This window comes from Pseudomonas putida (assembly GCF_050990305.1).
Classification (GTDB): domain Bacteria; phylum Pseudomonadota; class Gammaproteobacteria; order Pseudomonadales; family Pseudomonadaceae; genus Aquipseudomonas; species Aquipseudomonas putida_AH.
Genome location: NZ_CP158817.1, coordinates 349855 through 376713, shown reverse-complemented (window position 1 = coordinate 376713; position 26859 = coordinate 349855). Strand labels below are relative to the sequence as shown.

The 26859-nt window shown below is 60.3% G+C and carries 26 protein-coding genes and 1 pseudogene; 15 read left to right on the top strand and 12 right to left on the bottom strand.

Annotated features, from left to right (window positions below):
* Nucleotides 1-16: 16 nt before the first annotated feature.
* From phaC (ABTV22_RS01785) to ABTV22_RS01770, 4 genes are all read left to right on the top strand, one after another.
* Nucleotides 17-1696 carry a class II poly(R)-hydroxyalkanoic acid synthase gene (gene phaC / locus ABTV22_RS01785; protein WP_433738281.1) on the top strand — a complete coding sequence of 560 codons (1680 nt, stop codon included), beginning with the start codon at nt 17-19 and terminating at the stop codon, nt 1694-1696.
* A gap of 130 nt (nt 1697-1826) precedes the next feature.
* The gene (gene phaZ, locus ABTV22_RS01780) at nt 1827-2681 is read left to right on the top strand and encodes a poly(3-hydroxyalkanoate) depolymerase (RefSeq protein ID WP_433738280.1); all 855 of its coding nucleotides are present in this window, start codon (nt 1827-1829) and stop codon (nt 2679-2681) included.
* A 125-nt stretch (nt 2682-2806) separates the two neighbouring features.
* The gene (gene phaC, locus ABTV22_RS01775) at nt 2807-4489 is read left to right on the top strand and encodes a class II poly(R)-hydroxyalkanoic acid synthase (RefSeq protein ID WP_433738278.1); all 1683 of its coding nucleotides are present in this window, start codon (nt 2807-2809) and stop codon (nt 4487-4489) included.
* 174 nt (nt 4490-4663) lie between these two features.
* On the top strand, nt 4664-5284 hold the full coding sequence (locus tag ABTV22_RS01770) for a TetR/AcrR family transcriptional regulator (RefSeq protein ID WP_433738277.1): 621 nt from the start codon (nt 4664-4666) through the stop codon (nt 5282-5284).
* Nucleotides 5285-5468: 184 nt separating this feature from the next.
* On the opposite strand, the gene ABTV22_RS01765 is transcribed toward ABTV22_RS01770, so the two are convergent.
* From ABTV22_RS01765 to ABTV22_RS01755, 3 genes are all read right to left on the bottom strand, one after another.
* Nucleotides 5469-6278 carry a phasin family protein gene (locus tag ABTV22_RS01765; protein WP_433738276.1) on the bottom strand — a complete coding sequence of 270 codons (810 nt, stop codon included), beginning with the start codon at nt 6276-6278 and terminating at the stop codon, nt 5469-5471.
* A 10-nt stretch (nt 6279-6288) separates the two neighbouring features.
* The gene (locus ABTV22_RS01760; RefSeq protein ID WP_433738275.1) at nt 6289-6711 is read right to left on the bottom strand and encodes a phasin family protein; all 423 of its coding nucleotides are present in this window, start codon (nt 6709-6711) and stop codon (nt 6289-6291) included.
* A 245-nt stretch (nt 6712-6956) separates the two neighbouring features.
* Nucleotides 6957-7232 (bottom strand): polyhydroxyalkanoic acid system family protein, encoded by a 276-nt coding sequence (locus ABTV22_RS01755; protein WP_110965947.1) that lies wholly within the window; start codon nt 7230-7232, stop codon nt 6957-6959.
* Between the two features lie 166 nt (nt 7233-7398).
* On the opposite strand from ABTV22_RS01755, the gene ubiE reads away from it, so the two are divergent.
* The 11 genes and pseudogenes from ubiE to ABTV22_RS01700 all read left to right on the top strand — a co-directional run bounded on the left by ubiE (nt 7399) and on the right by ABTV22_RS01700 (nt 15539).
* Nucleotides 7399-8169, top strand: coding sequence for a bifunctional demethylmenaquinone methyltransferase/2-methoxy-6-polyprenyl-1,4-benzoquinol methylase UbiE (gene ubiE / locus ABTV22_RS01750; RefSeq protein WP_007989286.1), 771 nt, complete (start codon nt 7399-7401; stop codon nt 8167-8169).
* Nucleotides 8169-8792 (top strand): ubiquinone biosynthesis accessory factor UbiJ, encoded by a 624-nt coding sequence (locus ABTV22_RS01745; RefSeq protein ID WP_433738274.1) that lies wholly within the window; start codon nt 8169-8171, stop codon nt 8790-8792. The genes ubiE and ABTV22_RS01745 overlap by 1 nt, the downstream gene beginning before the upstream one ends.
* Nucleotides 8789-10393 carry a ubiquinone biosynthesis regulatory protein kinase UbiB gene (ubiB, locus tag ABTV22_RS01740; protein ID WP_433738273.1) on the top strand — a complete coding sequence of 535 codons (1605 nt, stop codon included), beginning with the start codon at nt 8789-8791 and terminating at the stop codon, nt 10391-10393. The genes ABTV22_RS01745 and ubiB overlap by 4 nt, the downstream gene beginning before the upstream one ends.
* An 82-nt stretch (nt 10394-10475) precedes the next feature.
* Nucleotides 10476-10877, top strand: a complete 402-nt coding sequence (gene hisI / locus ABTV22_RS01735) for a phosphoribosyl-AMP cyclohydrolase (protein WP_433738272.1) — start codon at nt 10476-10478, stop codon at nt 10875-10877.
* The gene (locus tag ABTV22_RS01730; protein ID WP_007952422.1) at nt 10870-11202 is read left to right on the top strand and encodes a phosphoribosyl-ATP diphosphatase; all 333 of its coding nucleotides are present in this window, start codon (nt 10870-10872) and stop codon (nt 11200-11202) included. The genes hisI and ABTV22_RS01730 overlap by 8 nt, the downstream gene beginning before the upstream one ends.
* A gap of 25 nt (nt 11203-11227) precedes the next feature.
* Nucleotides 11228-11500 carry a twin-arginine translocase TatA/TatE family subunit gene (locus tag ABTV22_RS01725; protein ID WP_433738269.1) on the top strand — a complete coding sequence of 91 codons (273 nt, stop codon included), beginning with the start codon at nt 11228-11230 and terminating at the stop codon, nt 11498-11500.
* 10 nt (nt 11501-11510) lie between these two features.
* Nucleotides 11511-11939, top strand: coding sequence for a Sec-independent protein translocase protein TatB (tatB, locus tag ABTV22_RS01720; RefSeq protein ID WP_433738268.1), 429 nt, complete (start codon nt 11511-11513; stop codon nt 11937-11939).
* A complete protein-coding gene (gene tatC / locus ABTV22_RS01715; RefSeq protein ID WP_433738267.1) occupies nt 11936-12730 on the top strand; it encodes a twin-arginine translocase subunit TatC in 795 nt (264 codons plus the stop codon). Before tatB ends, tatC begins: the two co-directional genes overlap by 4 nt.
* Complete coding sequence (locus tag ABTV22_RS01710) at nt 12727-13434, top strand: 16S rRNA (uracil(1498)-N(3))-methyltransferase (RefSeq protein WP_433738266.1); 708 nt, start codon at nt 12727-12729, stop codon at nt 13432-13434. Before tatC ends, ABTV22_RS01710 begins: the two co-directional genes overlap by 4 nt.
* Before the next feature lie 167 nt (nt 13435-13601).
* Nucleotides 13602-14636 (top strand): annotated as a pseudogene (locus tag ABTV22_RS01705) (methyl-accepting chemotaxis protein); the annotation flags it as partial.
* Nucleotides 14637-14675: 39 nt separating this feature from the next.
* On the top strand, nt 14676-15539 hold the full coding sequence (locus ABTV22_RS01700) for a methyl-accepting chemotaxis protein (protein WP_433741269.1): 864 nt from the start codon (nt 14676-14678) through the stop codon (nt 15537-15539).
* Nucleotides 15540-15654: 115 nt separating this feature from the next.
* Here the strand turns inward: ABTV22_RS01700 and ABTV22_RS01695 are convergent, their stop codons facing one another.
* The 9 genes from ABTV22_RS01695 to hutI all read right to left on the bottom strand — a co-directional run bounded on the left by ABTV22_RS01695 (nt 15655) and on the right by hutI (nt 26855).
* A complete protein-coding gene (locus tag ABTV22_RS01695) occupies nt 15655-16389 on the bottom strand; it encodes an amino acid ABC transporter ATP-binding protein (protein WP_433738265.1) in 735 nt (244 codons plus the stop codon).
* The gene (locus tag ABTV22_RS01690) at nt 16382-17341 is read right to left on the bottom strand and encodes an amino acid ABC transporter permease (RefSeq protein WP_433738264.1); all 960 of its coding nucleotides are present in this window, start codon (nt 17339-17341) and stop codon (nt 16382-16384) included. The genes ABTV22_RS01695 and ABTV22_RS01690 overlap by 8 nt, the downstream gene beginning before the upstream one ends.
* A 130-nt stretch (nt 17342-17471) precedes the next feature.
* The gene (locus tag ABTV22_RS01685; protein ID WP_433738263.1) at nt 17472-18269 is read right to left on the bottom strand and encodes a transporter substrate-binding domain-containing protein; all 798 of its coding nucleotides are present in this window, start codon (nt 18267-18269) and stop codon (nt 17472-17474) included.
* Between the two features lie 263 nt (nt 18270-18532).
* Nucleotides 18533-21103 carry a glucans biosynthesis glucosyltransferase MdoH gene (gene mdoH / locus ABTV22_RS01680; RefSeq protein WP_433738262.1) on the bottom strand — a complete coding sequence of 857 codons (2571 nt, stop codon included), beginning with the start codon at nt 21101-21103 and terminating at the stop codon, nt 18533-18535.
* The gene (locus tag ABTV22_RS01675) at nt 21096-22916 is read right to left on the bottom strand and encodes a glucan biosynthesis protein G (protein ID WP_433738261.1); all 1821 of its coding nucleotides are present in this window, start codon (nt 22914-22916) and stop codon (nt 21096-21098) included. The genes mdoH and ABTV22_RS01675 overlap by 8 nt, the downstream gene beginning before the upstream one ends.
* 321 nt (nt 22917-23237) lie before the next feature.
* Nucleotides 23238-23675 (bottom strand): D-aminoacyl-tRNA deacylase, encoded by a 438-nt coding sequence (dtd, locus tag ABTV22_RS01670; RefSeq protein ID WP_103397253.1) that lies wholly within the window; start codon nt 23673-23675, stop codon nt 23238-23240.
* Nucleotides 23672-24643 (bottom strand): prolyl aminopeptidase, encoded by a 972-nt coding sequence (gene pip / locus ABTV22_RS01665; RefSeq protein WP_433738260.1) that lies wholly within the window; start codon nt 24641-24643, stop codon nt 23672-23674. Before pip ends, dtd begins: the two co-directional genes overlap by 4 nt.
* Before the next feature lie 192 nt (nt 24644-24835).
* Nucleotides 24836-25639: an N-formylglutamate deformylase gene (gene hutG / locus ABTV22_RS01660; RefSeq protein ID WP_433738259.1), complete on the bottom strand. Its 804-nt coding sequence runs from the start codon at nt 25637-25639 to the stop codon at nt 24836-24838.
* 10 nt (nt 25640-25649) lie between these two features.
* On the bottom strand, nt 25650-26855 hold the full coding sequence (hutI, locus tag ABTV22_RS01655; protein WP_433738258.1) for an imidazolonepropionase: 1206 nt from the start codon (nt 26853-26855) through the stop codon (nt 25650-25652).
* Nucleotides 26856-26859: the final 4 nt, after the last annotated feature.

Genomic DNA, 26859 nt, shown 5'->3' with positions numbered 1-26859 from the left:
CAATGGAGCGTCGTAGATGAGTAACAAGAATAACGATGACTTGAAGTATCAGGCCTCGGAAAACACCTTGGGACTGAATCCTGTCGTTGGGCTGCGTGGAAAGGATCTACTGGCTTCTGCTCGAATGGTGCTCAGGCAGGCCATCAAACAACCTGTGCACAGCGCCAAGCATGTCGCGCATTTCGGCCTTGAACTCAAGAACGTGCTGTTCGGCAAGTCCGAGCTGCAACCGGCTGGCGATGACCGTCGCTTCGCCGATCCGGCCTGGAGCCAGAACCCGCTCTACAAACGTTATATGCAAACCTATCTGGCGTGGCGCAAGGAGCTTCACGACTGGATCGACGACAGTAACCTGGCCCCCAACGATATCAGCCGTGGGCACTTCGTGATCAACCTCATGACCGAAGCCATGGCCCCGACCAACAGCGCAGCCAACCCGGCAGCGGTCAAACGCTTCTTCGAAACCGGGGGTAAAAGCCTGCTCGACGGTCTTTCGCATCTGGCCAAGGATCTGGTGCACAACAACGGCATGCCGAGCCAGGTCAACATGGGCGCGTTCGAGGTGGGCAAGACCCTGGGCGTCACTGAAGGGGCGGTGGTCTTTCGCAACGATGTGCTGGAGCTTATCCAGTACAAGCCAAGCACCGAACAGGTCCACGAGCGCCCACTGCTGGTGGTGCCGCCGCAAATCAACAAATTCTACGTTTTCGACCTCAGCCCGGAAAAAAGCCTGGCGCGGTTCTGCCTGCGCAGCAATGTGCAGACGTTTATCGTCAGCTGGCGCAACCCAACCAAGGAGCAGCGTGAGTGGGGCCTGTCGACCTACATCGAGGCGCTCAAGGAAGCGGTCGACGTGGTCACCGCCATCACCGGTAGCAAAGACGTGAACATGCTGGGCGCCTGCTCCGGCGGCATCACCTGCACCGCGCTGTTGGGTCACTACGCCGCGATCGGTGAGAACAAGGTCAACGCCCTCACCCTGCTGGTGAGTGTGCTCGACACCACGCTGGATACCGACGTCGCCCTGTTCGTCAACGAGCAGACCCTGGAAGCCGCCAAGCGCCACTCCTATCAGGCCGGCGTGCTGGAAGGCCGCGACATGGCGAAAGTCTTCGCCTGGATGCGCCCCAACGACCTGATCTGGAACTACTGGGTCAACAACTACCTGTTGGGCAACGAGCCGCCGGTTTTCGACATCCTGTTCTGGAACAACGACACCACCCGACTGCCTGCAGCGTTTCACGGCGACCTGATCGAGTTGTTCAAAAACAACCCACTGATTCGCCCGAATGCACTGGAAGTGTGCGGTACCCCGATTGACCTGAAGCAAGTGAAGGCCGACATCTTTTCCCTGGCCGGCACCACTGACCACATCACTCCGTGGAAGTGCTGCTACAAGTCGGCGCATCTGTTTGGCGGCAATGTCGAGTTCGTGCTGTCCAGCAGCGGCCATATCCAGAGCATCCTGAATCCGCCAGGCAATCCGAAATCCCGCTACATGACCAACAGCGAAGTGGCAGACACTGCCGAAGAATGGCAGGAGAACTCCACCAAGCACACCGACTCCTGGTGGCTGCACTGGCAGGCCTGGCTGGCCCACCGCTCGGGCGAACTTAAAAAGGCGCCTTTGAAGTTGGGCAACAAGGCTTATCCGGCGGGCGAAGCAGCACCGGGTACTTATGTGCATGAGCGGTAACTGACACACCCTGCCCCTCCTGTAGGAGCTGCCGCAGGCTGCGATCTTTTGATCTTGCCATTAAAAGATCGCAGCCTGCGGCAGCTCCTACAGGGGAGTTGGGGATGAATTCATAAACAGGGCTTGAAGCATGCCGCAACCGTTCATATTCCGTACCATCGACCTGGATGGCCAGACCCTCCGTACGGCGGTGCGCCCCGGCAAGCCTCATTTGACGCCCTTGCTGATTTTCAACGGTATTGGCGCCAACCTGGAGTTGGTGTTCCCGTTTGTCGCAGCGCTGGACCCGGACCTGGAGGTCATCGCCTTCGACGTACCCGGTGTCGGTGGTTCGTCGACACCCAAACGTCCCTATCGATTTCCGAGCCTGGCGAAGCTCACAGCACGCATGCTCGACTACCTCGACTACGGACAGGTCAATGTGATCGGCGTGTCCTGGGGGGGTGCCCTCGCCCAGCAATTCGCCTACGACTATCCCGAACGTTGCAAGAAACTGGTGCTGGCCGCCACGGCGGCAGGCGCAGTGATGGTGCCGGGCAAGCCGAAAGTGCTGTGGATGATGGCCAGCCCGCGACGCTATATCCAGCCATCGCACGTAATCCGTATCGCGCCGATGATCTACGGCGGCTCATTTCGCCGTGATCCGACGCTCGCCGCCAGCCACGCGGCCAAGGTGCGCTCGGCAGGCAAGCTTGGTTATTACTGGCAACTGTTCGCCGGCCTCGGCTGGACCAGCATTCACTGGCTGCACAAGATCAATCAGCCGACTCTGGTACTGGCCGGGGACGACGATCCGCTGATCCCTCTGATCAACATGCGCTTGCTGGCCTGGCGGATTCCCAATGCCCAGTTGCACGTTATCGATGACGGGCATCTGTTCTTGATCACCCGCGCCGAGGCCGTGGCGCCGATCATCATGAAGTTCCTGGAGGAGGAGCGGCAGCGTGCAGTGATGCATCCACATCCGTCGTCACTGGGCGGTTAATCCGTCCGGTTTTTTATGAAAAGCGGGCGGCAGGACGCCGCGCCGCGCAACAACCCGCTACAGCGTCTATGGTGTTCTGGTTCGGTGTGTTTGTATTTGGCCTGAAGACGAAGGAGTGTTGACTCATGCGCGACAAATCAGCGAGGGATGTCTTGCCCTCTCCCGCCGCGTTCATCAACGCACAAAGTGCGATTACCGGCCTGCGTGGCCGGGATCTGTTTTCAACGCTGCGCAGCGTGGCCGCCCATGGTTTGCGCAATCCCGTGCACAGCGCCCGGCACGCCTTGAAACTGGGCGGTCAATTGGGCCGTGTGTTGCTGGGTGAAACCCTGCACCCAACCAATCCTCAGGACAGCCGCTTCACCGACCCGGCCTGGAGCCTCAACCCGTTCTATCGCCGCAGCTTGCAGGCCTATCTCAGTTGGCAGAAGCAGGTCAAATGCTGGATCGACGAAAGCAGCATGACCCCGGATGACCGTGCTCGCGCGCACTTCGCCTTCGCCTTGCTCAATGATGCTGTATCGCCGTCCAATAGCCTGCTCAATCCACTGGCCATCAAGGAAATTTTCAACTCCGGCGGGAACAGCCTGGTGCGCGGACTCGGCCATTTGGTGGACGATCTCCTGCACAACGACGGCCTGCCCCGGCAGGTCACCAAACAGGCGTTCGAGGTCGGCAGGACTGTCGCGACCACCACCGGCGCCGTGGTGTTTCGCAACGAGCTGCTGGAACTGATCCAGTACAAGCCGATGAGTGAAAAGCAGTATTCCAAGCCGCTGCTGGTGGTTCCGCCACAAATCAACAAGTACTACATTTTCGACCTGAGCCCTCACAACAGCTTCGTTCAGTACGCGCTCAAGAATGGCCTGCAGACCTTCATGATCAGTTGGCGCAACCCGGATGTTCGCCACCGTGAATGGGGGCTGTCGACCTACGTCGAAGCCGTCGAAGAAGCCATGAATGTCTGCCGGGCGATTACCGGCGCCCGTGAGGTCAACCTGATGGGTGCCTGTGCCGGCGGGCTCACCATTGCAGCGCTGCAAGGCCACTTGCAAGCCAAGCGGCAGCTGCGGCGAGTATCGAGTGCGACCTACCTGGTCAGCCTGCTCGACAGCCAACTCGACTCTCCCGCCACCCTTTTCGCCGATGAACAGACCCTCGAAGCCGCCAAGCGCCGCTCCTATCAGAAAGGCGTGCTGGAGGGGCGGGACATGGCCAAGGTGTTCGCCTGGATGCGCCCCAACGACTTGATCTGGAGCTACTTCGTCAACAACTACCTGCTGGGCAAGGAGCCGCCAGCGTTCGATATCCTGTACTGGAACAACGACAACACGCGCCTGCCGGCAGCCCTGCATGGCGACTTGCTGGACTTCTTCAAGCACAACCCGTTGAGCCATCCGGGCGGATTGGAAGTGTGTGGCACGCCGATCGATTTGCAGAAGGTCACCGTCGACAGCTTCAGCGTGGCCGGCATCAATGACCACATCACGCCGTGGGATGCGGTGTATCGTTCGACACTGCTGCTGGGGGGCGAGCGCCGTTTCGTGTTGTCCAACAGTGGTCACGTGCAGAGCATTCTCAACCCGCCAGGCAATCCAAAAGCCAACTACGTCGAGGGCGCCAAACTGAGCAGCGACCCACGTGCCTGGTACTACGACGCCAAGCAGGTCGACGGCAGTTGGTGGACGCAATGGCTGTCCTGGATTCAGGAGCGCTCCGGGGCGCAAAAGGAAACGCTCATGACCCTCGGTAACCAGAACTATCCACCCATGGAGGCGGCGCCGGGCACTTATGTGCGCGTTCGCTGACGTTCAAACACCCCACGGCCAGCACCCTTTTCACTGTAGGAGCGAGCAGGCTCGCGAAAAACGTTCAGGCAACGCGTTCACCCAGACAGCACGCGTTATCGTAAACGTCCATCGCGAGCATGCTCGCTCCTACAGAGATGAGTGTTGGCTTGGCAAAATCATTAAGAAGACTGGATGAAAACCCGCGACCGCATCCTCGAATGTGCCCTGCAGTTGTTCAATCAGAAGGGCGAACCGAACGTCTCCACCATGGAAGTTGCCAATGAAATGGGCATCAGCCCGGGCAATCTCTATTACCACTTCCACGGCAAGGAGCCGTTGATACTCGGGCTGTTCGAACGCTTTCAGGCCGAACTGGCGCCGCTGCTCGATCCACCGTCGGACGTTGAACTGTCCCCCGATGATTACTGGCTGTTCCTGCACCTGATCGTCGAACGCCTGGCCCACTACCGCTTTCTGTTCCAGGATTTATCCAACCTGGCCGGGCGCTTGCCGAAACTCGCCAAGGGCATTCGCAACCTGCTCAATGCCCTCAAGCGCACACTGGCTTCGTTGCTGGCGCAATTGAAGGCGCAAGGGCAATTGGTCAGCGACACCCAGGCCTTGGGGCAACTGGTAGAGCAAATCACCATGACCCTGCTGTTCTCATTGGACTATCAGCGGATTCTCGATCGCGAAGGTGAAGTGCGGCTGGTGGTGTACCAGGTCATGATGCTGGTAGCGCCACACCTGTTGTCGCCGCTCAAGTTGGCGACCGAAAGAATGGCACTTCAATACCTCGAAGAACACGAATAACCCCCGCCTCTGTAGGAGCCGAGCTTGCTCGCGATGGCATCGTATCAGCCGATATTGATTTGGCTGACACTCCGCCATCGCGAGCAAGCTCAGCGCCTACAGGGGAACGTGGAGTTCATTGGATCGTGCACAAACAAAAACGCCCGACCTTGGCAGGCCGGGCGTTTTTTTGAGCCCTGACGAATCAGGACTGACTGGTTGGCGTCGATGGAGCTGGCGCGGCAGTCGGGGTTACAGCAGGGGCGGGTGCAGCGGCGGAGTTCGCCGGGCTGACCGGGGCGGCAGGCGTTGCCGGTTTAGCGGCGGCCACTGCTGGTTTAGGTGCGGCGGCTTTTGGAGCGGCCGGCTTTTTCACAGCTGGTTTCTTCGCGGCAGCTGGCTTGGCGGCGGCCGGTTTGGCGGCAGGCTTGGCAGCAGGTTTAGCCGCGGCTTTTGCTGCAACAGGTTTAGCCGCTGGTTTGGCAGCTGCTGGTTTCGCAGCGGCCGTTTTAGCAGCAGGTTTGGCAGCCGGCTTAGCAGCAGCCTTGGCCAGTGGTTTGGCGGCCGGCTTGGCTGCGGGCTTGGCTGCGGCGGTTTTCGCCGCAACAGGTGCGACCTTGGCACCGGTGAGTTTTTCGATCTGCGCGGTCAGTTTCTCGACCTTGGCGTGCAGCGCCTTGACCTCATTGCGGCTTGGTACGCCCAGGCGCGAAATGGCGCTGTTCAGGCGCTTGTCGAAAGCCCCTTCCAGCTCATCCCACTTGCCCAGCGCCTTGTCTTTCACACCACTGATGCGCGACTTGGCCGAGGACGCAGAGTCCTTGGCGACTTCGACTTTCTTGCCAATGGCCTTTTCGGCTTTCTCGCCATCCTTAACCAATGCCTCGAAGACTTTGCTGCCGTCAGTGTCGATCTTCGAGTACACGCCTAAACCAGCCAGCCAGATCTTGCGGGAATATTCTTCAATTTTCCCGGCCCACGAGCTGCTTTTCTCGGTGTTCTTTTTAACAGCCATCCCGTTCTCCTTAAGATTTACGCGCGACGCGTTCGAGCAATGCCGTCAACTCATCGAGCTTGACAGAGAGTGTCTCAACGTCATGTTTAGACGGAATGCCGATACGATTCAAGGCACTCGCGACACGCGAGTCGAACGCCTTCTCGACCTTGTCGAGCTGAACTTCGACCCGGCCCTTGAAAGTGCTCACTTCATTCTTGGCTTCATCGATCTCGGCATTGGCTGCCTCGAGCTTTTCGGCGACCGCTTTTTTGCCTTTGGTTTCAACAGCTTGACCGGCCTTGATCAGCTCCTGGAAGTACTCGCTGCCCTCTTGGCCAACCTTGGCGTAGGCGCCCAGGCCAGCCAGCCAGATCTTGCGAGCATAGGATTTGACGTCACTCAGAGCAGCTGTCGAAGCGTCGATTTTTTTCTTCAAAATTACTTTGGCCATGGGGCACCTCACGCGCAATAGGTTTGAGGAACTGCCCGCGCAAGTGTCGGGCTCTGGCACAAAGTAGGGAGAAAAATTAGAAACGGCACCCTAACAACCGCAACATTTGCGTGCCGTAAGATATCTGTAGGAGCGAGGCTTGCCCGCGAAGAGTCTGGAACAGTCGCTACCTATCTGAAGGCAGGAACACCGCCTTCGCGAGCAAGCTTCGCTCCTACAGGAAACCCTCAAACGCAAGGACTGGTTTAGACCAGAGCTTTGTCGAGCGCCTTTTCGATTTCCGCTTTGATCATGCCGCTCATGGCCGACATCATCAGGCCCAGTTCCACGTCGACGCGGATCGAATCGTCGCTCACATGCACCGCGCCTTTCACGCCCGAGCGCTTGAGGTTCAGGGTGTCGCCGGACCATTGCGGCTCCAGGCCATATTGGTCGCGCAGTTTCTGCGCCAACTTGTCGGCCTTCTCGCGCGCCGCTTCCTTACCCAGGCCATGGGCACGCTCAACACTGATATGGGCCATCGAATGACTCCTGTTTTATGACTGCGGCTCTATGAATATTGCTCGGAGAATCCTGACTGCCTGCGGCAAAACGTCCCGAGGGTGACCCATCTTACCTTCAGCCATGCCAAGACAAAGCATCCCTTGAGGATTAGAATGTCGCGCATTCTCTTTTGGTGACAGCGATATGACTGATCAGCGCAAAGGCAGCGATGCCGAACCCACCACTCACTTCGGCTTCAAAAACGTTCCGGAAAGCCAGAAAGCGGAAAAAGTCGCTGAAGTTTTCCATTCGGTAGCCGCCAAGTACGACCTGATGAACGACCTCCTGTCGGGTGGCATGCACCGTCTGTGGAAGCGTTTTGCGATCGAATTGTCGGGTGTACGCACCGGCAACCGCGTGCTGGACATCGCCGGCGGCACGGGCGATCTGACCCGCAAATTCTCGCATCTGGTTGGCCCGACCGGCCAGGTTGTACTGGCCGACATCAACGAATCCATGCTTAAGGTCGGTCGTGACCGCCTGCTGGATCTGGGTGTGGCCGGCAACGTCGAATTCGTCCAGGCCGACGCGGAAAAACTGCCGTTCCCGGACAACCACTTCGACTGCGTAACCATCGCCTTCGGCCTGCGCAACGTCACGCACAAGGAAGACGCCCTGCGCTCGATGCTGCGCGTGCTCAAGCCCGGTGGCCGCCTGCTGGTGCTGGAGTTCTCCAAGCCGACCAATGCGCTGATGTCCAAGGCCTACGACGCCTACTCGTTCGCCTTCATGCCGCTGATGGGCAAGCTGATCACCAACGACTCGGAAAGCTATCGCTACCTGGCCGAATCGATCCGCATGCACCCGAACCAGGAAACCCTGAAGTCGATGATGGTTGAGGCCGGTTTCGACCGTGTGACCTACCACAACATGACCGCAGGCATCGTCGCCCTGCACCGCGGCATCAAGCCCTGATGCTGCTCGCCGGCCTGCTCGCCAGCGTTGAACTCGGCCTGAACCGGGTGCTGCGCCTCGACAGCACGGCGCTGCCGCGGCTCGCGCATTTGAGCGGCAAGGTGATTGCCGTCGATTGCCGCAGCCCGGCGTTGCACTTGTTCATCCTGCCCAGCGATGAAGGCCTGATGCTCGCTTCCCAGTGGGAAACCGGAGCCGACTGCACCTTGCGCGCACCGGCCTCCAGCCTGTTGAAACTGGCGATGAGCAAAGACAAGACATCGGTGCTGCACGCGCCTGAGGTCGAGCTCGACGGCGACAGCGGCGTGCTGCTGGAACTGGCCGCCATCCTCCAGGACCTCGAGCTGGACTGGGAGTACGAACTCTCACGCTGGCTCGGCCCCGTTGCCACGCAACTGGTAGGTGGTCATCTGCGCAGCCGCGCCCGCTGGTACCAGCAAGGCTTTGCCAGCCTGGGCCAGAACCTGGGCGAATACCTGGCCGAAGAATCGCGGGCCCTCGTCGGTCAGCGCGAAGCCGAAGCCCGATTCAGTGAACTGGACCAGATCAAACTCGATCTGGAACGTCTTGAGGCGCGATTCGAACGCCTTTCCCGATCCCTCGACCCAAGCGATAACGCATGAAGCTGCTTGCCGTCCGCCGTTTGTTGCGCATCCAGCGCGTCGTGATCCGCTACCGCCTCGATGACCTGCTTTTCGCCCTGCCGCTGCCCTGGTTTTTACGGGCGCTGCGTTATGCCTTGCCGTGGCGCTGGTTCCCACGCAAGACCCTGGACTTGAGCCGTGGCGCGAGCTTGCGCCTGGCGCTGCAGGACCTGGGGCCGATTTTCATCAAGTTCGGGCAGATCCTGTCCACCCGCCGCGACCTGTTGCCCGAAGACATCGCCGATGAGCTGATGCTGCTGCAGGACCGCGTGCCGCCGTTCGATTCGCAAGTATCGGTCAAGCTGATCGAAGACCAGCTCGGCAAAAAAATCAGTGAAGTGTTCAGCCGTTTCGACGTCGAACCCTTGGCCTCCGCCTCGGTGGCGCAGGTGCATGCCGCGCAACTGAAAACCGGCGAAGAAGTCGTCGTCAAGGTGATCCGCCCGGGTCTCAAACCGGTCATCAAGCAGGATCTGGCGTGGCTGTTCATTCTCGCGCGCGCAGCCGAAAGAGTGTCTGCCGATGCACGCCTGCTGCACCCGGTGGACGTGGTCAGCGACTACGAAAAAACCATCTACGACGAACTCGACCTACTGCGCGAGGCTGCCAATGCCAGCCAGTTGAAGCGCAACTTCGAAGGTTCGCCGATGCTCTATGTGCCGCAAGTCTATTGGGACTGGTGCCGGCCAAAAGTGCTAGTGATGGAGCGCATCTACGGTATCCAGGTGACCGACCTGACCACTCTGGCCGACCAGCGCACTGACATGAAAATGCTCGCCGAACGCGGCGTGGAGATCTTCTTCACCCAAGTGTTCCGCGACAGCTTCTTCCATGCCGACATGCACCCCGGCAACATTTTCGTCAGCACCGTGAGCCCGTGGAGCCCGCAGTATATTGCGATCGACTGCGGCATCGTCGGCAGCCTGACCCCGGAAGATCAGGATTATCTGGCGCGCAACCTGTTCGCCTTCTTCAAACGTGATTATCGCCGCGTGGCGCAGTTGCACATCGATTCGGGCTGGGTGCCGGCGGAAACCAAACTTAATGAATTCGAAGCGGCGATCCGTACCGTGTGCGAGCCGATCTTCGAAAAGCCGTTGAAGGATATTTCTTTCGGCCAGGTGCTAATGCGCCTGTTCCAGACTGCGCGCCGCTTCAACATGGAAGTGCAACCGCAGCTGGTGCTTTTGCAGAAAACCCTGTTGAACATCGAAGGCCTGGGCCGTCAGTTGTACCCGGACCTCGACCTGTGGAACACCGCACAACCGTTCCTTGAGCGCTGGATGCGCGAGCGCGTCAGCCCCAAGGCCTTGTTTGGCAACGTGCAAAGCCAGATCGAGCAGATCCCGCACCTGGCCAACATGACCCGTGACCTGCTAGAGCGTATGTCCCAGCCCCACGCCAACGATCCGCCGCCACCCTGGCACCGACGCCGCGACGACTGGTTCCTGCGCCTGCTGGGCACCGCTCACCTGGCAGGCGGTGCCATCCTCGCCGCCGGCGGGCCGCTGAACCAGTTGGCCTATTGGCCAGCGGGCATCATGATGGCCGTCGGCTTGTATCTGGTCGTTCGTCGATAGCCAGTTGTGTCGCACGCTGGCACACTGTTTCAACGCCTGAGCTCGACTATACGAAGTGTCGAGCCCGCTGTCGGAGTCAAAGATGAAAAACTGGCTGGACGAGATCAAGTGGGACGTCGATGGACTGGTGCCAGCGATTGCCCAGGATCACAAGACTGGGCGCGTCCTGATGATGGCCTGGATGAACCGTGAAGCACTGGAACTGACCGCTGCCGAGAACCGCGCCATCTACTGGTCGCGCTCCCGTGGCAAGCTGTGGCGCAAGGGCGAAGAGTCCGGTCACGTGCAGGCCCTGCATGAGATGCGCCTGGATTGTGACGCCGACGTCATCATCCTGATGGTCGAGCAAATTGGCGACATCGCCTGCCATACCGGCCGCCAGAGTTGCTTCTACCGCGTCTTCGAGAACGGCGACTGGAAAACCGTCGATCCGGTCCTCAAGGACCCGCATGCCATTTATTGCGCAGGACACACACATGAGTGACACACTGACCCGTCTGGCCCAGGTACTGGAAGAGCGCAAAGGCGCCGCCGCCGACAGCTCGTATGTCGCCAGCCTGTACCACAAGGGCTTGAACAAGATTTTGGAAAAAGTCGGCGAAGAGTCGGTCGAAACCATCATTGCCGCCAAGGATGCCGCCGTCAGCGGCGACTGCAGCGATGTGATCTACGAAACCGCCGATTTGTGGTTCCACAGCATGGTCATGCTCGCCCAATTGGGGCAGCATCCGCAGGCTGTACTCGATGAACTGGACCGCCGCTTCGGTCTCTCCGGACATGTAGAGAAAGCGTCGCGTCCGTCTGCCTGAACAATTATTAGAGAGGAGCAGCACCATGGGTATTTTTGACTGGAAACACTGGATCGTCATTCTGGTGGTTGTCGTACTGGTGTTCGGCACCAAGAAACTGAAAAACCTCGGCACCGACGTTGGTGAATCGATCAAGGGCTTTCGCAAGGCCATGAACGATGACGAAAAACCTGCCGACCCTACCGCGACCCCTTCGCAACCGGTTCCACCGGTTCAGCCACAGGCCTCGGTGAACCAGCCGCACACGATCGACGTGCAGGCGCAAAAAGTCGAAGAGCCGATCCGCAAAGACGTGTGAGCACTGACTAATGTTTGGTATCAGCTTCTCTGAACTGCTGCTCGTTGGCCTCGTTGCCCTGCTGGTGCTGGGCCCCGAGCGCCTGCCGCACGCCGCGCGCACCGCCGGCCTGTGGGTCGGGCGTCTGAAGCGCAGCTTCAATGCGATCAAACAGGAAGTTGAACGTGAAATCGGTGCCGACGAAATTCGTCGGCAACTGCACAACGAACACATTCTGTCGCTGGAACAGGAGGCGCGGAAGATCTTCACGCCGACCCAGCAGGAGCCGACACCGGTTACCCCCGAGGCAACGCCGACCGTCGCGGCGCCAGCCGCCGAAGCTGCACTTGTCGAGGCGACGCCTGCTGTTGCAGCGACGCCGGTTGAACCCGTGGTACCTGCGGCTGCGCCTGTCGCGCCAGCCCCTCATGACCCTACACTGCCGCCGCGAGCCCCATGAGCGATCTCCCTGAAAACGACCAGCACATGCCGCTGGTTTCGCACCTCACCGAGTTGCGTACCCGTCTGCTGCGCTGCGTAGCGGCGGTGTTCATCATCTTCGCCGGGTTGTTCGCCTTCACCCAGCAGATCTACACCTTCGTTTCGACGCCACTGCGGGCATACCTGCCAGCCGGCGCGACAATGATCGCCACCGACGTGTCGTCGCCGTTCCTGACGCCACTGAAGCTGACGATGATGGTGTCGCTGTTCCTGGCGATCCCGGTGATCCTGCACCAGATCTGGGGCTTTATCGCACCGGGCCTATACAAGCATGAGAAGCGCATTGCCGTGCCGCTGCTGGTTTCCAGCATCGTGCTGTTCTACACCGGGATGGCATTTGCCTATTACCTGGTGTTCCCGCTGATCTTCAAATTCTTCGCCGCCGCCACACCGGCCGGCGTGGAAATGATGACCGACATCACCAGCTACCTCGATTTCGTCATGACGCTGTTCTTCGCCTTCGGCGTGGCGTTCGAGATCCCGGTGGCCGTGGTGCTGCTGGTGTGGATCGGCGTGGTCGACGTCAAATACCTGAAGAAGATCCGTCCGTACGTGATCATTGGCTGCTTCGTGGTCGGCATGATCCTGACGCCACCGGACATCTTCTCGCAAACCCTGCTGGCGGTACCGATGTGGCTGCTGTTTGAAATCGGTGTGCTGTTCGGCGGTTTGATCAGCAAGCGCGGCGAACACCCGGACGATCAGCCGGCTGACGATCACAACGACCAGCCGCCAGCGACCCAAGCGTGAACCTGCTGCTCCTCGAAGAGGCCGACTTCATTGCGGCCGACCGGGTGATCCTGCGCGATCGCCGGTTGACCCATATGCAGGAAGTCCATCGCTGCGAAGTCGGCGACAGCATGCGCGTCGGTCGTATTGGCGGCCTGATGGGCTCGGCCGAGGTGCTGCGCCTGGATGCCGGCGAAGCGGAGTTGCGCGTCACCCTCGACCAACCGCCGCCCGCCAAGCTGCCATTGACCCTGGTATTGGCCCTGCCACGCCCCAAAATGCTCCGTAGGGTGTTTCAGACTGTGGCGGCCATGGGTGTGCCGCGCATCGTGTTGGTCAACAGCTACCGCGTCGAGAAGAGCTTCTGGCAGACTCCGTTCCTGGAGCCGGAAGCGATTCGCGAGCAGTTGATCCTCGGTCTCGAACAGGCCCGGGACAGCGTATTGCCGGAAGTCACCATCGAGAAGCGCTTCAAGCCGTTCGTGGAAGACCGCCTGCCGGCCATCAGCGAAGGGACCCTCGGCCTGGTCGGCCATCCGGGCAACTACCCGCCCTGCCCCCGCGCGTTGACCGAACCGGTGACCCTGGCCATCGGCCCCGAAGGCGGTTGGATTCCTTACGAGATCGATTTGCTCGGCAAGTCCGGCCTGCAACCGGTGCAACTGGGCGAGCGCATCCTGCGCGTTGAAACCGCCGTCACCGCCCTGCTCGCTCGCCTCTTCTAACAACATCGCCCCCTGTAGGAGCTGCCGCAGGCTGCGATCTTTTGATTTTGATTCTTTAAAGATCAAAAGATCGCAGCCTTCGGCAGCTCCTACACCGACCACCTCTTGTCAGACTGTTCCTACAGAACCCCCATCTCCTGCCGATATACCCCCCAGTAAACCAATACATGGTTCGAGGGAGTTGCAGCATGTACCAATGGCTGGCCGATAAGCTGGGAAATGTAAGCGTCAATCGCAAACTGGGCGTCGGCTTCGGGCTTGTATTACTGCTGACTTTATCGATCACCGTCACAGGCTGGAACGGCCTGAGCGAAGTCAGCAATCGTGGCGACAAGCTGGGGCTCATTTCCGACATCAACGGGATGACCAAAGACCTGCGCGTTGCTCGCCTGGACTATGAAATGCGTCGTGGTGAACAAGGTCCCGGCGCCGTGAACGACATGCTCGGCAAGCTCGATAGCAACCTGCAGACCGCTCGCAAGTTGATCGAGCAACCTGCCGATATCGCCATGCTCGACCAGCAACTGGCCGCAGTCAGTCAGTATAAGCAAGCCTTCGCCGCCATGACCCAGGCAGGCGCCAACCGCGAAGACGCCCGCAGCAAACTCGGCGCTACCGCAGACAATGCCGTGGCGAGGGTTGCCGAAGTCGAAAAATCCATGCTGCAAGGCGACAGCGTCGCGCAGTTCAACAGCGTGATCGACCTGAGCAAACTGATCCAGCAAGCGCGCTTCCAGGTGCGTGGCTACACCTACAGTGGGAAGACCGAAGCCGAGCAGCCCGCGCTGGACGCTATCGACAACGCGCTCAAATACCTTGAAAGCCTGCCGTCGAAACTGCCGGAACAGCATATCGCCAACCTGCAGCAGGCTACCGAGTCACTCAAGGCCTATCGCGCTGCAGTCAGCCAGTACCGTGACTCCCAGGTGGCCAGTATCGATGCGCTCAAACACATGGCTACCCAGGGCCAGATCCTGCTGGATATCAGCACCCAACTCACCGCCTCGCAAACCCACAAACGCGACATCGACGTGGCAAACGCCAAGAATATGTTGTTGCTGTCCACCGCCCTGGCGCTGGTCTTTGGCCTGTTTGCCGCCTGGGCCATCACCCGGCAGATCGTGATCCCGCTAAACCAGACCCTCAAGGTGGCCGAGCGCATCGCCGCTGGCGACCTTACCCACAGTCTGATCTCAAAGCGTCAGGACGAGCTGGGCCAGCTGCAACGTGCCATTCAAGGCATGACCCAGGGACTGCGCGAGCTGATCGGTGGCATCAGCGATGGCGTGACCCAGATCGCCAGCGCCGCAGAAGAACTGTCGGCTGTTACCGAACAGACCAGCGCCGGGGTCAACAGCCAGAAGGTAGAGACCGATCAGGTGGCCACGGCCATGAACGAAATGACCGCCACCGTGCAGGAAGTTGCGCGCAATGCCGAGGAAGCCTCCGAGGCAGCCGTTGCTGCCGACCAGCAGGCTCGCGAAGGTGACAAGGTGGTCGGCGAAGCCATCGCCCAGATCGAGCGCCTGGCCCTGGAGGTGGGACACTCCACCGAAGCCATGGGCGAGCTCAAGCGTGAAAGCGACAAGATTGGCAGCGTGCTCGATGTGATCAAGTCCGTGGCCCAGCAAACAAACCTGCTGGCACTCAACGCCGCCATTGAGGCCGCCCGGGCCGGTGAAGCCGGCCGCGGTTTTGCCGTGGTCGCCGATGAAGTGCGCAGCCTGGCCCAGCGCACCCAGAAGTCCACCGAAGAGATCGAGGAACTGATCGTAGGCCTGCAAAACAGCACCGAGCAAGTGGCGACCATCATGGACAACAGCCGCAGCCTGACTGACAGCAGCGTCGAACTGACCCGTCGCGCTGGCGGCTCACTGGAAAGCATCACGCGCACGGTGTCAGCGATTCAGGCCATGAACCAGCAAATCGCCGCCGCGGCCGAACAGCAAAGCGCCGTGGCCGAAGAGATCAACCGTAGCGTGCTGAATGTGCGGGATGTGTCGGATCAAACGTCGGCGGCGAGTGAAGAGACGGCCGCGTCCAGCGTTGAACTGGCGCGGTTGGGGACGCATTTGCAGATGTTGGTGGGCAAGTTCAGGGTTTGACGGTTCACTCAAGACCGAGGTGATGCCATTCGCGGGCAAGCCTCGCTCCTACGGGAGAATGCATTCCAAAGTAGGAGCGAGGCTTGCCCGCGAAGCTTTTGAGCAGACGCTGAAGTCAGAGAACCTGCCGCAAAAACGCCTGCGCCCGCGGATCCTTCGGCGCATCGAAGAACTCCGCCGGCGAGGCATCTTCCAGCAACCTGCCGTGATCGAAGAACAGCACCCGGTCCGCCACTTCCCGCGCAAATCCCATCTCGTGGGTGACGCAGACCATGGTCATGCCTTCCAGGGCCAGGTTTTTCATCACATCCAACACCTCGCCGACCATTTCCGGGTCGAGCGCCGAGGTCGGTTCATCGAACAGCATGACTTTGGGCTCCATCGCCAGCGCCCGGGCAATCGCCACGCGTTGCTGCTGGCCACCGGACAGGCGCGAGGGAAACTCGTGAGCCTTCTGCGCAATCCCGACCTTTTCCAGCAATGCCATGGCCTTGGCCTCACGCTCCTTCTTGCCGCGCTTGCGCACGACTTTCTGCGCCAGGCACAGGTTTTCCAGCACGGTCATGTGCGGGAACAGGTTGAAGTGCTGGAACACCATGCCGACTTCACGGCGATAGGCATTCACATCGGTTTTCGGGTCGGCCAGTTGCAGGCCGTCGATGCTCACCGAACCTGAGTCGAACGCTTCCAGGCCATTGAGGCAGCGCAGGAAGGTCGACTTGCCGGAGCCGGACGGACCGATCACCACCAGCACTTCGCCCTTGGCGACGTTGGTCGAGACGTTATCCACCGCACGGACCACCTGGCCACGGGTGTCGAAGACTTTTACCAGATCGCGGACTTCAATCACTTTGCGCGAGCCTCCGCTCAAGCCGGCCGGCGATTTTCGACAGCGGCAGGTTGATCAACAAATACAGACCTGCCACGCAGAACAGGATTTCGAACGGCGAAAACGAGGTGGTGATGACTTCGCGACCGCTTTTGAGCAGTTCGGTAATCGCGATCACCGACACCAGCGAAGTGTCCTTCACCAGGCTGATGAACTGCCCCGCCAGCGGCGGCAGCACGCGCTTGAACGCTTGCGGCAGCACCACGTGACGCATCGACTGCCCCGCGCTCAAACCCAGGGACCGCGCGGCTTCGTTCTGGCCACGGGCGATCGACTGCACGCCAGAGCGGATGATTTCCGCTACGTAGGCGCCGGTGAACAGCGACAATGCCGCGATCCCCGCGAATTCCCGGGACAGGTTCATTACCGTGCCGATGAAGAAGTAGAAAATGAAGATCTGCACCAGCAGCGGCGTACCGCGCACCAGTTCGACGTAAATGGTCGAGAGATCACGCAGGGTCGGGTTGTTCGACAACCGGCACAGGCCTGTCACCAAGCCGATCAGCAGGCCGAGCACGCCAGACACCACGGACAGCCACAAGGTGGTCCAGAGTCCCCACATCAAAGGCCCTGCGGCCCAATGACGGGTCACGCCGATGACATCGCCTTCTGCCACGTCATCGCCTTGGGCGACTTGCAGGCTGTTTTCATCGACCGTCAGGTGCTGCTCATCACCCGCGTCGTTGCGCAGGGTGACGTCAGCCTTGTCGCCCTTGCGCACCAGCTCGCTGACAGTGGAAATGTCGGCGGCGCGCTGAGACTCCTCGGCGTGGTAGGCGAAGTACTGCGGCACGCGGTTCCAGCGCCACTCGTAGGACATCAGCGAAGTGGCGTAATACAACGCGCCGGCCAGGCCGATCAGCACCAGCACGGTCAATGCGTGCCAGGGCCATTGGGCTTTTTTCTGTTTCATTGCAAGTTCCGGGATTTGTGTTGCCTGTCAGGCCGCCATCGCGGGCAAGCCTCGCTCCTACGGGGATCGCATAAATCCTGTAGGAGCGAGGCTTGCCCGCGAATGGACCGACTCGGTCTATCTGACCAAGTTATTCCATGTCCTTGAGCCACTCGGAGCTCTTGAACCACTTGTCATGGATGCGATCGTAGGTGCCGTCTTCGTGGATCTGGTGCAGGAAGTTGTTGATGAAGTTGATGCTGTCGTAGTCACCCTTCTTCAGACCGAAGGCCAATGGCTCGTAGGTGAACGGCTTGTCGAGGAACACCAATTTGCCGTTGCCGACCTTGTTCAGTGCCACGACGTTGTAAGGCGCGTCGTAGATGAAGGCGTCGGCCTTGCCGTTGACCACGTCGAGCACGGCTTCCTGCTCGTTGTCGTAGCCGTGGTACTTGGCTTTGGAGATCAGCTTCTTGGCGACCATCTCGCCGGTGGTGCCGAGCTTGGAGGTGATGCGGTAGTCGGCGGTGTTCAGGTCTTTATAGGACTTGATGGTGCCTTCCAGATCCTTGCGGATCAGCAGGGTCTGGCCGACCACGATGAAGGGTTCGCTGAAGTTCAGGCGCAGGTTGCGTTCCTGGGTCAGGGTCATGCCACTGCCGATCATGTCGAACTTGTCGGTCAGCAGGGCCGGGATGATGCCGTCGTATCCGGTGGACACCAGTTCCAGCTTGACGCCCATGGCCTTGGTCATGGCTTTGAGGATGTCGACCTCGAAACCGATGATCTCGCCGCGCTTGTTGGTCATTTCGAACGGCATGTAGGTCGGGTCCATGCCGACTTTCAACGTGCCGCGTTTGACCGCGTCATCGATGGCACCGGCCTGCGCCGCGCTGACTGCAACCAATGCCGTGACGCCGACCAGCAGCATCGACAGATACTTCTTCATCTTCAAGCCCCCAAACCATTGCATTTGCGGCGCGAAATCGACAGTTTTCCTTTGAAAACCGATAGATACGGACACACAGCGGTCCGGGCGCACCTTTTTCGGGGGCGGATGCTAACGTACTGGGTCGAATGCACAAGGGTTAAAAGCAAAAGATCGCAGCCTGCGGCAGCTCCTACTGGGTGTAAACGATCCCGTGTAGGAGCTGCCGCAGGCTGCGATCTTTTCGAAAACACCCCCGCTCCTGAGCGGAACGGGGGATCAGGTCACGCCAACTGAGGCTGCACGCTCAACGGTTTGAGCGGCAACAGCGGCGCATGGGGGTCGGCCTTGACCGACTTGCGCCATGCGCCCAACCACTCAGGATGGCCTTCGCTCCAGACTTGCTCATGCAAGCGGGCCAATGCCACCGGGTCGCTCAGCAGTTGCACACGCTCGTTGTTGGTCAAGCCTTCGGGGCCGACTTTCATGGCGTGGCGTACCCGCTCGATCCGCATCCACTCGATCGGCTCGGCCTGACGGTGACGGGAAGTCGCCAGCGAGCACGCCAGGGCGTTCTGCTGTGGATCGACCACCGAGCGGATGAAGCCGTCGTTCAGTGCGTGATAACGGTTTTCGTGGGTGTACTGGTCGGTGGCCAACAATGCCTGTGGCGGATTGTATTCCTCAGGGATCAGGAACAGGCTCTCGTCACGGGACTTGAGGCCCAGGCCGACGCGACTGGAAATCACCGACACCGGGATCGACAGCATCAACGAACCGACGATCGGCACCAGCCACCACAGGAAGCTCGGGTTCAGCCAGATCACCAGCAAGGCCCAGAAAAAGCCCAGCAAGGTTTGCGGACCGTGGCGCTTGACCGCTTCGCTCCATGGCGTGGAGTCGTCGTCACGCTGCGGCGAGTTCCAGGTCGCGGCCCAGCCGAGGAACGCGGCAAGGACGAAACGGGTATGGAAAATCATCCGCACCGGCGCCAGTAGCATGGAGAACAGCATCTCCAGCAGCATCGACAGCGTCACCTTGAACTTGCCGCCGAACTCTTTCGCGCCCTTGGCCCAGATCAGGATGATGCTCAGCAGCTTGGGCAGGAACAGCAACACGATCGTGGTCGAGAACAGCGCGATCGCCTTGTCCGGATGCCATTGCGGCCACAACGGATAGAGCTGGCGCGGTTCGAGGAAATACTGCGGCTCCATCAAGGTGTTGACCGCCAGCAGCGCCGTCGACAGCACCAGGAAGAAGAACCACAACGGCGCCGACAGGTAGGACATCACGCCCGTCAGGAACACCGCGCGGTGTACCGGGTGCATGCCCTTGACCAGGAACAGGCGGAAGTTCATCAAGTTGCCGTGGCACCAGCGGCGGTCGCGCTTGAGTTCGTCCAGCAGGTTCGGCGGCAGTTCTTCGTAGCTGCCCGGCAAGTCGTAGGCAATCCACACACCCCAACCGGCACGACGCATCAGCGCGGCTTCAACGAAGTCGTGAGACAGGATCGCACCGGCGAACGCGCCTTTACCGGGCAGCGGCGCCAGGGCGCAGTGCTCGATGAACGGTTTCATGCGGATGATCGCGTTGTGGCCCCAGTAGTGCGACTCGCCCAGCTGCCAGAAGTGCAGGCCGGCGGTGAACAGCGGGCCGTACACACGGGTAGCGAACTGCTGCATGCGTGCGTACAGGGTGTCCATGCCCGACGCACGTGGCGCGGTCTGGATGATCCCGGCGTCCGGCGTGGCTTCCATCAGGCGTACCAGGCTGGTCAGGCACTCGCCGCTCATCACAGAGTCGGCGTCGAGTACGACCATGTATTTGTAGTCACCGCCCCAGCGACGGCAGAAGTCGTCGAGGTTGCCGCTTTTGCGTTTTACGCGACGACGGCGGCGGCGATAGAAGATCTTGCCGAAACCGCCAGCTTCGCGGCAGACGTCCAGCCAAGCCTGCTGCTCGGCGACACAGATATCGGCGTCGTTACTGTCACTGAGGACGAAGAAGTCGAAACGATCCAGGTCACCCGTGGCCGCGACCGACTCGAACGTCGCGCGCAGACCGGCAAATACCCGTGGCACGTCTTCGTTGCAGATCGGCATCACCAGTGCGGTGCGCGCGTCTTTCGGAATCGGCTCGTTGCCAGCGCTGGCACCGGAAATGCGGTATTTGTCGTGACCGGTGAGCAACTCGAGAAAGCCCATCAGCGCGGTCCAGAAACCGGCCGACACCCAGCAGAACAGAATCCCGAACAGGATCAGGATGCTGGTCTGCAGCGCATACGGCAGCACCTGCGTGGCGGTTTGCAGCAGCGGTTGATGCAGGACTTCTTCCAGGTCGACGAACGACCAGCCCTGGTACGGCATGATGCCTTTCATGTACCAGCCGGCGACGATGGTCTGGCCCAGCATCAGCAGCAGCAAAATGTAGCGGCGGATCGAACCGACGGTGCGCCAGCGGGCGGCCGGCAGCACGTTCTCGTCTTTCGGCGGCTTCGGCGGGTTGGTGCGACCGGTGAGGCGGCGCCAGCCACGCACCAGAATGTTGGTGCGCCACGGCTCCGGTACGACCTTGGTCCGGCGAATCGGCGGGGTCGCCTTGAGGCATACCCGGCCGTTGGCGTCGAGCGCCAGCATTTCGGCGTCTGCCAGTTCTTCGGCGGTACTCAGGGTCAGGCGCTTGCCGACCGAAGCCTGTGCGGCCTCGGTCGGTGCGTCGAACGTAGAGGACGACAGACGCTCATGCAGTTCGCTGAAAGACTGGCAGCCCGCGAGTTCCGCGCGCTGCTCGTCGGTCATCGGCAGATGTGCCAGATACTCGGACAGAGTCTCTGGCTGTACTTGAGAATTACTCATCGGCAGGCAACTGATAGCTCCAGGTCTCGGTCAGGACTTCTTCAGTCGGTGCCGATTCCGGTGTGGCTGGGGCCGCGTCGGCAGCGGCAGGCTGCTTGGCGTCTTTGTTGTTCGCCTTGTCCTTGGCATCGGCAACTGGCTTGGCTTCAGCCTTGTTGGCTTCGGCGGCGGCCTTCGCGTCCTTGTCCGCTTTTTCCGCTTGCTTGGCGGCGACTTTGTCGGCCTTCACTACGGAGGAGCTGGACGCTGGAATCGAGGTCTTGGCCAGATCGGCAGGCACGATGTTCTGCACCAGTGCCGCACGCATCTCGGTCGATTTGCTCGGGTCCTTGATCTTCATGCGCAGGGTCAGGCGCCAGCCCTTGGTTTCAGGGTTGTAGCGCACGCTGTTCTCGACCAGCTCGGCGTTGTCGCCGACGCTGACCTGGCTGCGCACGTCTGTCTCCGGTGGCAATGCCGCCAGGGACGGGCCTTCGAAGTCGACCAGGTAGGCAACGCTGCCGTCCGGCTGACGAATCAGGTTGGACTGCTTGACGTCACCGGTGGACTTCAGGGTCTGGCTGACCCAGGCGCTGTCCGGTGCGTGCAACGAAGCTTCGTCCATGGTCCAGTGCATGCGATAGGCGAAGTCCAGCGGCTGGCCTGGCTCCGGCATGGTTCCCGGGCTCCAGAAAGCCACAATATTGTCGTTGGTTTCGTCGGCGGTCGGAATCTCGACCAGATCGACGGTGCCCTTGCCCCAGTCGCCTTTCGGCTCGATCCAGGCGCTTGGACGCTTGTCGTAGCGATCGTCGAGGTCTTCGTAGTGGCTGAAATCACGGCCACGCTGCAGCAAGCCGAAACCACGCGGGTTCTCCACGGAGAAATTGCTCACGGCCAGGTGTTTCGGGTTGTTCAGCGGGCGCCAGATCCACTCGCCATTGCCGGCATGGATCGCCAGACCGCTGGAGTCGTGCAGTTCACGACGGTAGTTGAGGACTTTCGACGGCTGGTTGGCGCCGAACAGGAACATGCTGGTCAGCGGAGCGATACCCAGTTTGCCGACCTTGTCACGCAGGAACATCTGCGCCTTGACGTCGACAATGGTGTCGCTGCCCGGACGCAGGGTCAGGCGATAGGCACCGGTGGCCCGTGGCGAGTCCAGCAACGCGAAGATCACCAGATGCTTGTCACCCGGCTTCGGTTGCTCGATCCAGAACTCGCGAAAACGCGGGAATTCCTCGCCGGACGGCAACGCGGTATCGATCGCCATGCCGCGCGCGGACAAACCATAGACGTGACCCTTGCCGACAACGCGGAAGTAGCTCGCGCCAAGCATGGTCATGATTTCGTCTTGCTTGTCGGCCTTGTTGACTGGGTAGAGCACACGGAAACCGGCGTAGCCCAGTTGTTCGGTGGCCTTGGGATCGAACTTCAGATCGCCGAAATCGAAACGACTCGGATCATATTTGATCTCTTCGACGGTGTTCGCTGTGATTTCGTTGATTTTCACCGGGGTATCGAAGTGCATGCCCTGATGATAGAACGACAGCTTGAACGGGGTCTTCTGATCCGCCCACTCGGCTTTTTCCGTCAGGAAGCGGATTTTCTGGTAGTCCGCGAATTTCATCTCGCGGAACTCGTTCGGCAAGTTACTGCGCGGCGCTTCGTACTTCTGGCCGGCCAGCTCTTTTGCCTTGGCCGATACATCATCCAGGTTGAATGCCCAAAGCTGGCCGGCGCTGAGCAGGCAGAGCATCGCCGAGCCTGCTACCAGAGCGCTGCGCAACCGTTTGGCAGACAATTTTGGTGCGTTACAGGGACTAACAATCACGAGCAACCCTCGCCGAAAACAGATCAAAAAACCAACGGCCAGTTAAAGGGTCTGTACGGATCCCGGTACAAAAAAACCGGCCTTGCAGACCACTCTTGCCAAGTTGGCGAGCATTGTTCCGACTCCGCTGGGGCAAAATGATTCCCCAATCGGATCCAGACAAGTCTCTACCTAAGTCAAAATGGACCAACGAACGCTGATCCCCGTAGCGCGCGATTATCTAGTAGCCCGCGTTACAACGCATCAGGGGTAACAAAGTATTTATCGCGAAAAATGCCTGTTTTCAGTCGAAAAACCCGTAAAAAGATGTTTCACGAGCCTTTAGGTCTGTAACAGAAAGGTTACCGGGCCGTCATTGACCAGGTGCACCTGCATATCCGCGCCGAATCTACCTGATGCCACAGTGCCATGCACCTGTTTCGCTTTGCTTAATAGATAGTCGAACAGCTCCTCGCCCAAGGCCGGAGGAGCCGCCGTCGAGAAACTCGGGCGCAACCCGCTCTTGGTGTCCGCGGCCAGGGTGAATTGCGAGACCAGCAGTAATCCGCCGCCCACATCCGCCAAGGACAGATTCATCTTGCCCTCGGCATCGCTGAACACACGATAGTTAAGCAGCTTATTGAGAAGTTTGTCGGCGCTGGCCCGAGTGTCATCGGGCTCGACGGCGACCAGCACCAGCAAACCCTGATCAACCGCGCCTACCACCTCACCCGCAACCTCGACTCGCGCGCCACGCACGCGCTGCAGCAGGCCCTTCATGCTTCTTCGGGGGCCAGGTTGAGCAGTCGTCGCGCCATCCGGTCGGCAGCACGTACCAAGGCATCGGTTATCCCGGGCTCAGCGGCGGCATGACCTGCATCACGGATGATTTGCAGTTCGCTGTTCGGCCAGGCCTGGTGCAGTTCCCAGGCGTTGTCCAATGGGCAGATCACATCGTAGCGACCATGGATGATGACGCCCGGCAAGTGAGCGATCTTGCCCATGTCGCGAATCAACTGATTGGGTTCGAGGAAGGCGTTGTTGGTGAAGTAATGGCATTCGATCCGCGCAATCGAAAGCGCGCGCTGAGGTTCGGAGAAGCGATCGACCACCAATGGGTTCGGGCGCAGGGTTGCGGTCCGACCCTCCCAAATGGACCAGGCCTTGGCCGCGTGCATCTGGGCGATCTGATCGTTGCCGGTCAGGCGGCGGTGGAACGCACCGAGCAGATCGTCGCGCTCATCCATCGGGATTGGCGCGATGTAGTCTTGCCAGTAATCGGGGAACAGGCGGCTGGCACCGGCCTGATAGAACCACTCGATTTCCTGAGGACGGCAGAGAAAAATCCCGCGCACGATCAGGCCATGTACACGCTCCGGGTGGGTTTGTGCGTAAGCCAGCGCCAGGGTCGAGCCCCAAGAGCCGCCGAACAGCACCCATTTTTCGATGCCCAGGTGCTGACGGATTTTCTCAAGGTCGGCAACCAGATCCCAGGTGGTGTTGTTTTCCAGGCTGGCGTGGGGCGTGGAACGACCACAGCCACGCTGGTCGAAGGTGACAATGCGATACAGGTTTGGATCGAAGTAGCAGCGACTCGCCGCATCGCACCCGGCACCGGGGCCGCCATGAATGAACACCACCGGCAAACCTTGCGGTGAACCGCTTTCGTCGACATACAGCGTGTGAGTCTTGTCGACGGCCAGATCGTGCCGGGCGTAGGGTTTGATCTGCGGGTACAAAGTCTGCATTGCGCGCTCCGTAAGGGGTCGGGTCATCCCTGGGGGGAATTCTATTATTCTGCCGTTGGGCATCATAAACCCGATTTACGTCAATGAGCATGCTCATGTAGGAGCTGCCGAAGGCTGCGATCTTTTGATCTTGAAAAACAGAATCAAAGGATCGCAGCCTGCGGCAGCTCCTACAGGGGATCGCGTCAGGGTCTAGCGTTGGTAGCGTTCCTGTCCCCATGCCAACAGGCCTTGCAGCAGTTCCTTCAGGACCACCTGCGTCGGCTCAGCCAGATCCGCCCGATAACGGAACGGCTCGAACTCTTCCATATAGGTGCACTGGCCCAGCTCCAGTTGCACGGCATGGATGTTTTGCGCCGGATTGCCGTAATGGCGAGTGATGTGTCCGCCCTTGAAACGACCGTTCAGCACATGGCTGTACTGGGTGTGCCGGGCGCAGATGGCTTCCAGTTGAGTCGCCAGCTGTGGGTCGCAACTGGCGCCATTGAAGGTGCCGAGGTTGAAGTCCGGGAGTTTGCCGTCGAACAGATGCGGGATCAGCGAGCGGATCGAGTGCGCATCGAACAGCAGCGCGTAGCCGAACTCGGCCTTCAGGCGCGCCAGCTCCTGCTGCAAGGTGTTGTGGTACGGCGTCCAGATCTGTTCCAGATACGTTGCGCGCTCGGCTTTGGAAGGCTCCTGCCCTTCGCGGAACAATGGCACGCCATCGAACAACGTCGCCGGGTACAGACCGGTAGTGGCGCCCACATACAACGGTTTGTCGTCAGACGGCCGGTTCAGGTCGATGACGAACCGCGAATACTCGGCAGCCAGGGTACTGGCGCCCAATTGGGCGGCGAAATCGTACAGCTGCGGGATGTGCCAATCGGTGTCCGGCAGGCTTTTGGCCTCGGGGATCAAGCCGGCTTCGACCGCAGGCGTCAGACGCAAGCCAGCGTGGGGCATGCTGATCAGCAGCGGTACGCGGCCTTGTTTGAAGTTCAAAACCTTATCCACAACGACTCTCCTACAGGCTCGTTTCAACGCCGTGGCGCACGACGCGTTTTTCCAGATCACCGCCCAGCCAGTACGACAGGTCGGCCGGACGATCAATTTGCCAGGCAACGAAATCCGCGACCTTGCCGGCCTCGATCGATCCGTGGGTATCGGCCATGCCCAGCGCAGTGGCGGCATGAATCGTCGCGCCCGCCAGGGCTTCTTCCGGGGTCATGCGGAAACAGGTGCAGGCCATGTTCAACATCAGGCGCAATGACAGACCTGGCGACGTCCCGGGGTTGAGGTCGCTGGCGATGGCGATTTTCACGCCGTGCTTGCGCAAGGCGTCCATCGGCGGCAATTGGGTCTCGCGCAGGAAGTAGAAGGCGCCCGGCAGTAACACCGCGACCGTGCCGGACTGGGCCATGGCGATGGCATCGTCCTCGGTCATGAACTCCAGGTGATCGGCCGACAGAGCGTGGTAACGCGCGGCCAGCGTAGAACCGTGTAGCGATGACAACTGCTCGGCATGCAGTTTCACTGGCAGGCCCAACTCCTGGGCCTTGATGAATACTCGCTCAACCTGCGCCGGGGAAAAGGCCAGGTACTCACAGAACGCGTCTACCGCATCCACCAGACCTTCGGCGGCCAGGGCCGGGAGCATTTCAGTGCAGATGTGCTCGATGTAGTCATCGGCGCGATCGGCGTATTCCGGTGGCAAGGCGTGGGCCGCCAGGCAGGTGCTGCGCACGCTGACCGGCAGTTCGGCGCCAAGACGACGTGCAACCCGCAACATCTTGCGCTCGTTGGCCAGGTCAAGGCCGTAGCCGGACTTGATTTCGATGCTGGTGACGCCGTCGCGCATCAGGCTTTTCAGGCGCTTGGCGGCGCTGGCGAACAACTCGTCTTCGCTCGCCGCACGGGTGGCGCGCACGGTGCTGGCAATGCCGCCACCGCTGGCAGCGATTTCCGCGTAGCTGACGCCTTGCAGGCGTTTTTCGAACTCGCCACTGCGATTACCGCCGAACACCGTGTGGGTGTGGCAGTCGATCAGGCCTGGTGTAACCCAGGCCCCGTTCAAATCATTGACCGCCGGGTATTCGCCAGACGGCAGTTCACTGCGCGGGCCGACCCACTCAATGTGCGCACCGGCCGTCACGATGGCCGCGTCCTCGATGATCGAGTAAACGCCCTGGGCCATGGTTGCAACGTGGCAGTGTTGCCAGAGGGTTTTCATCCCA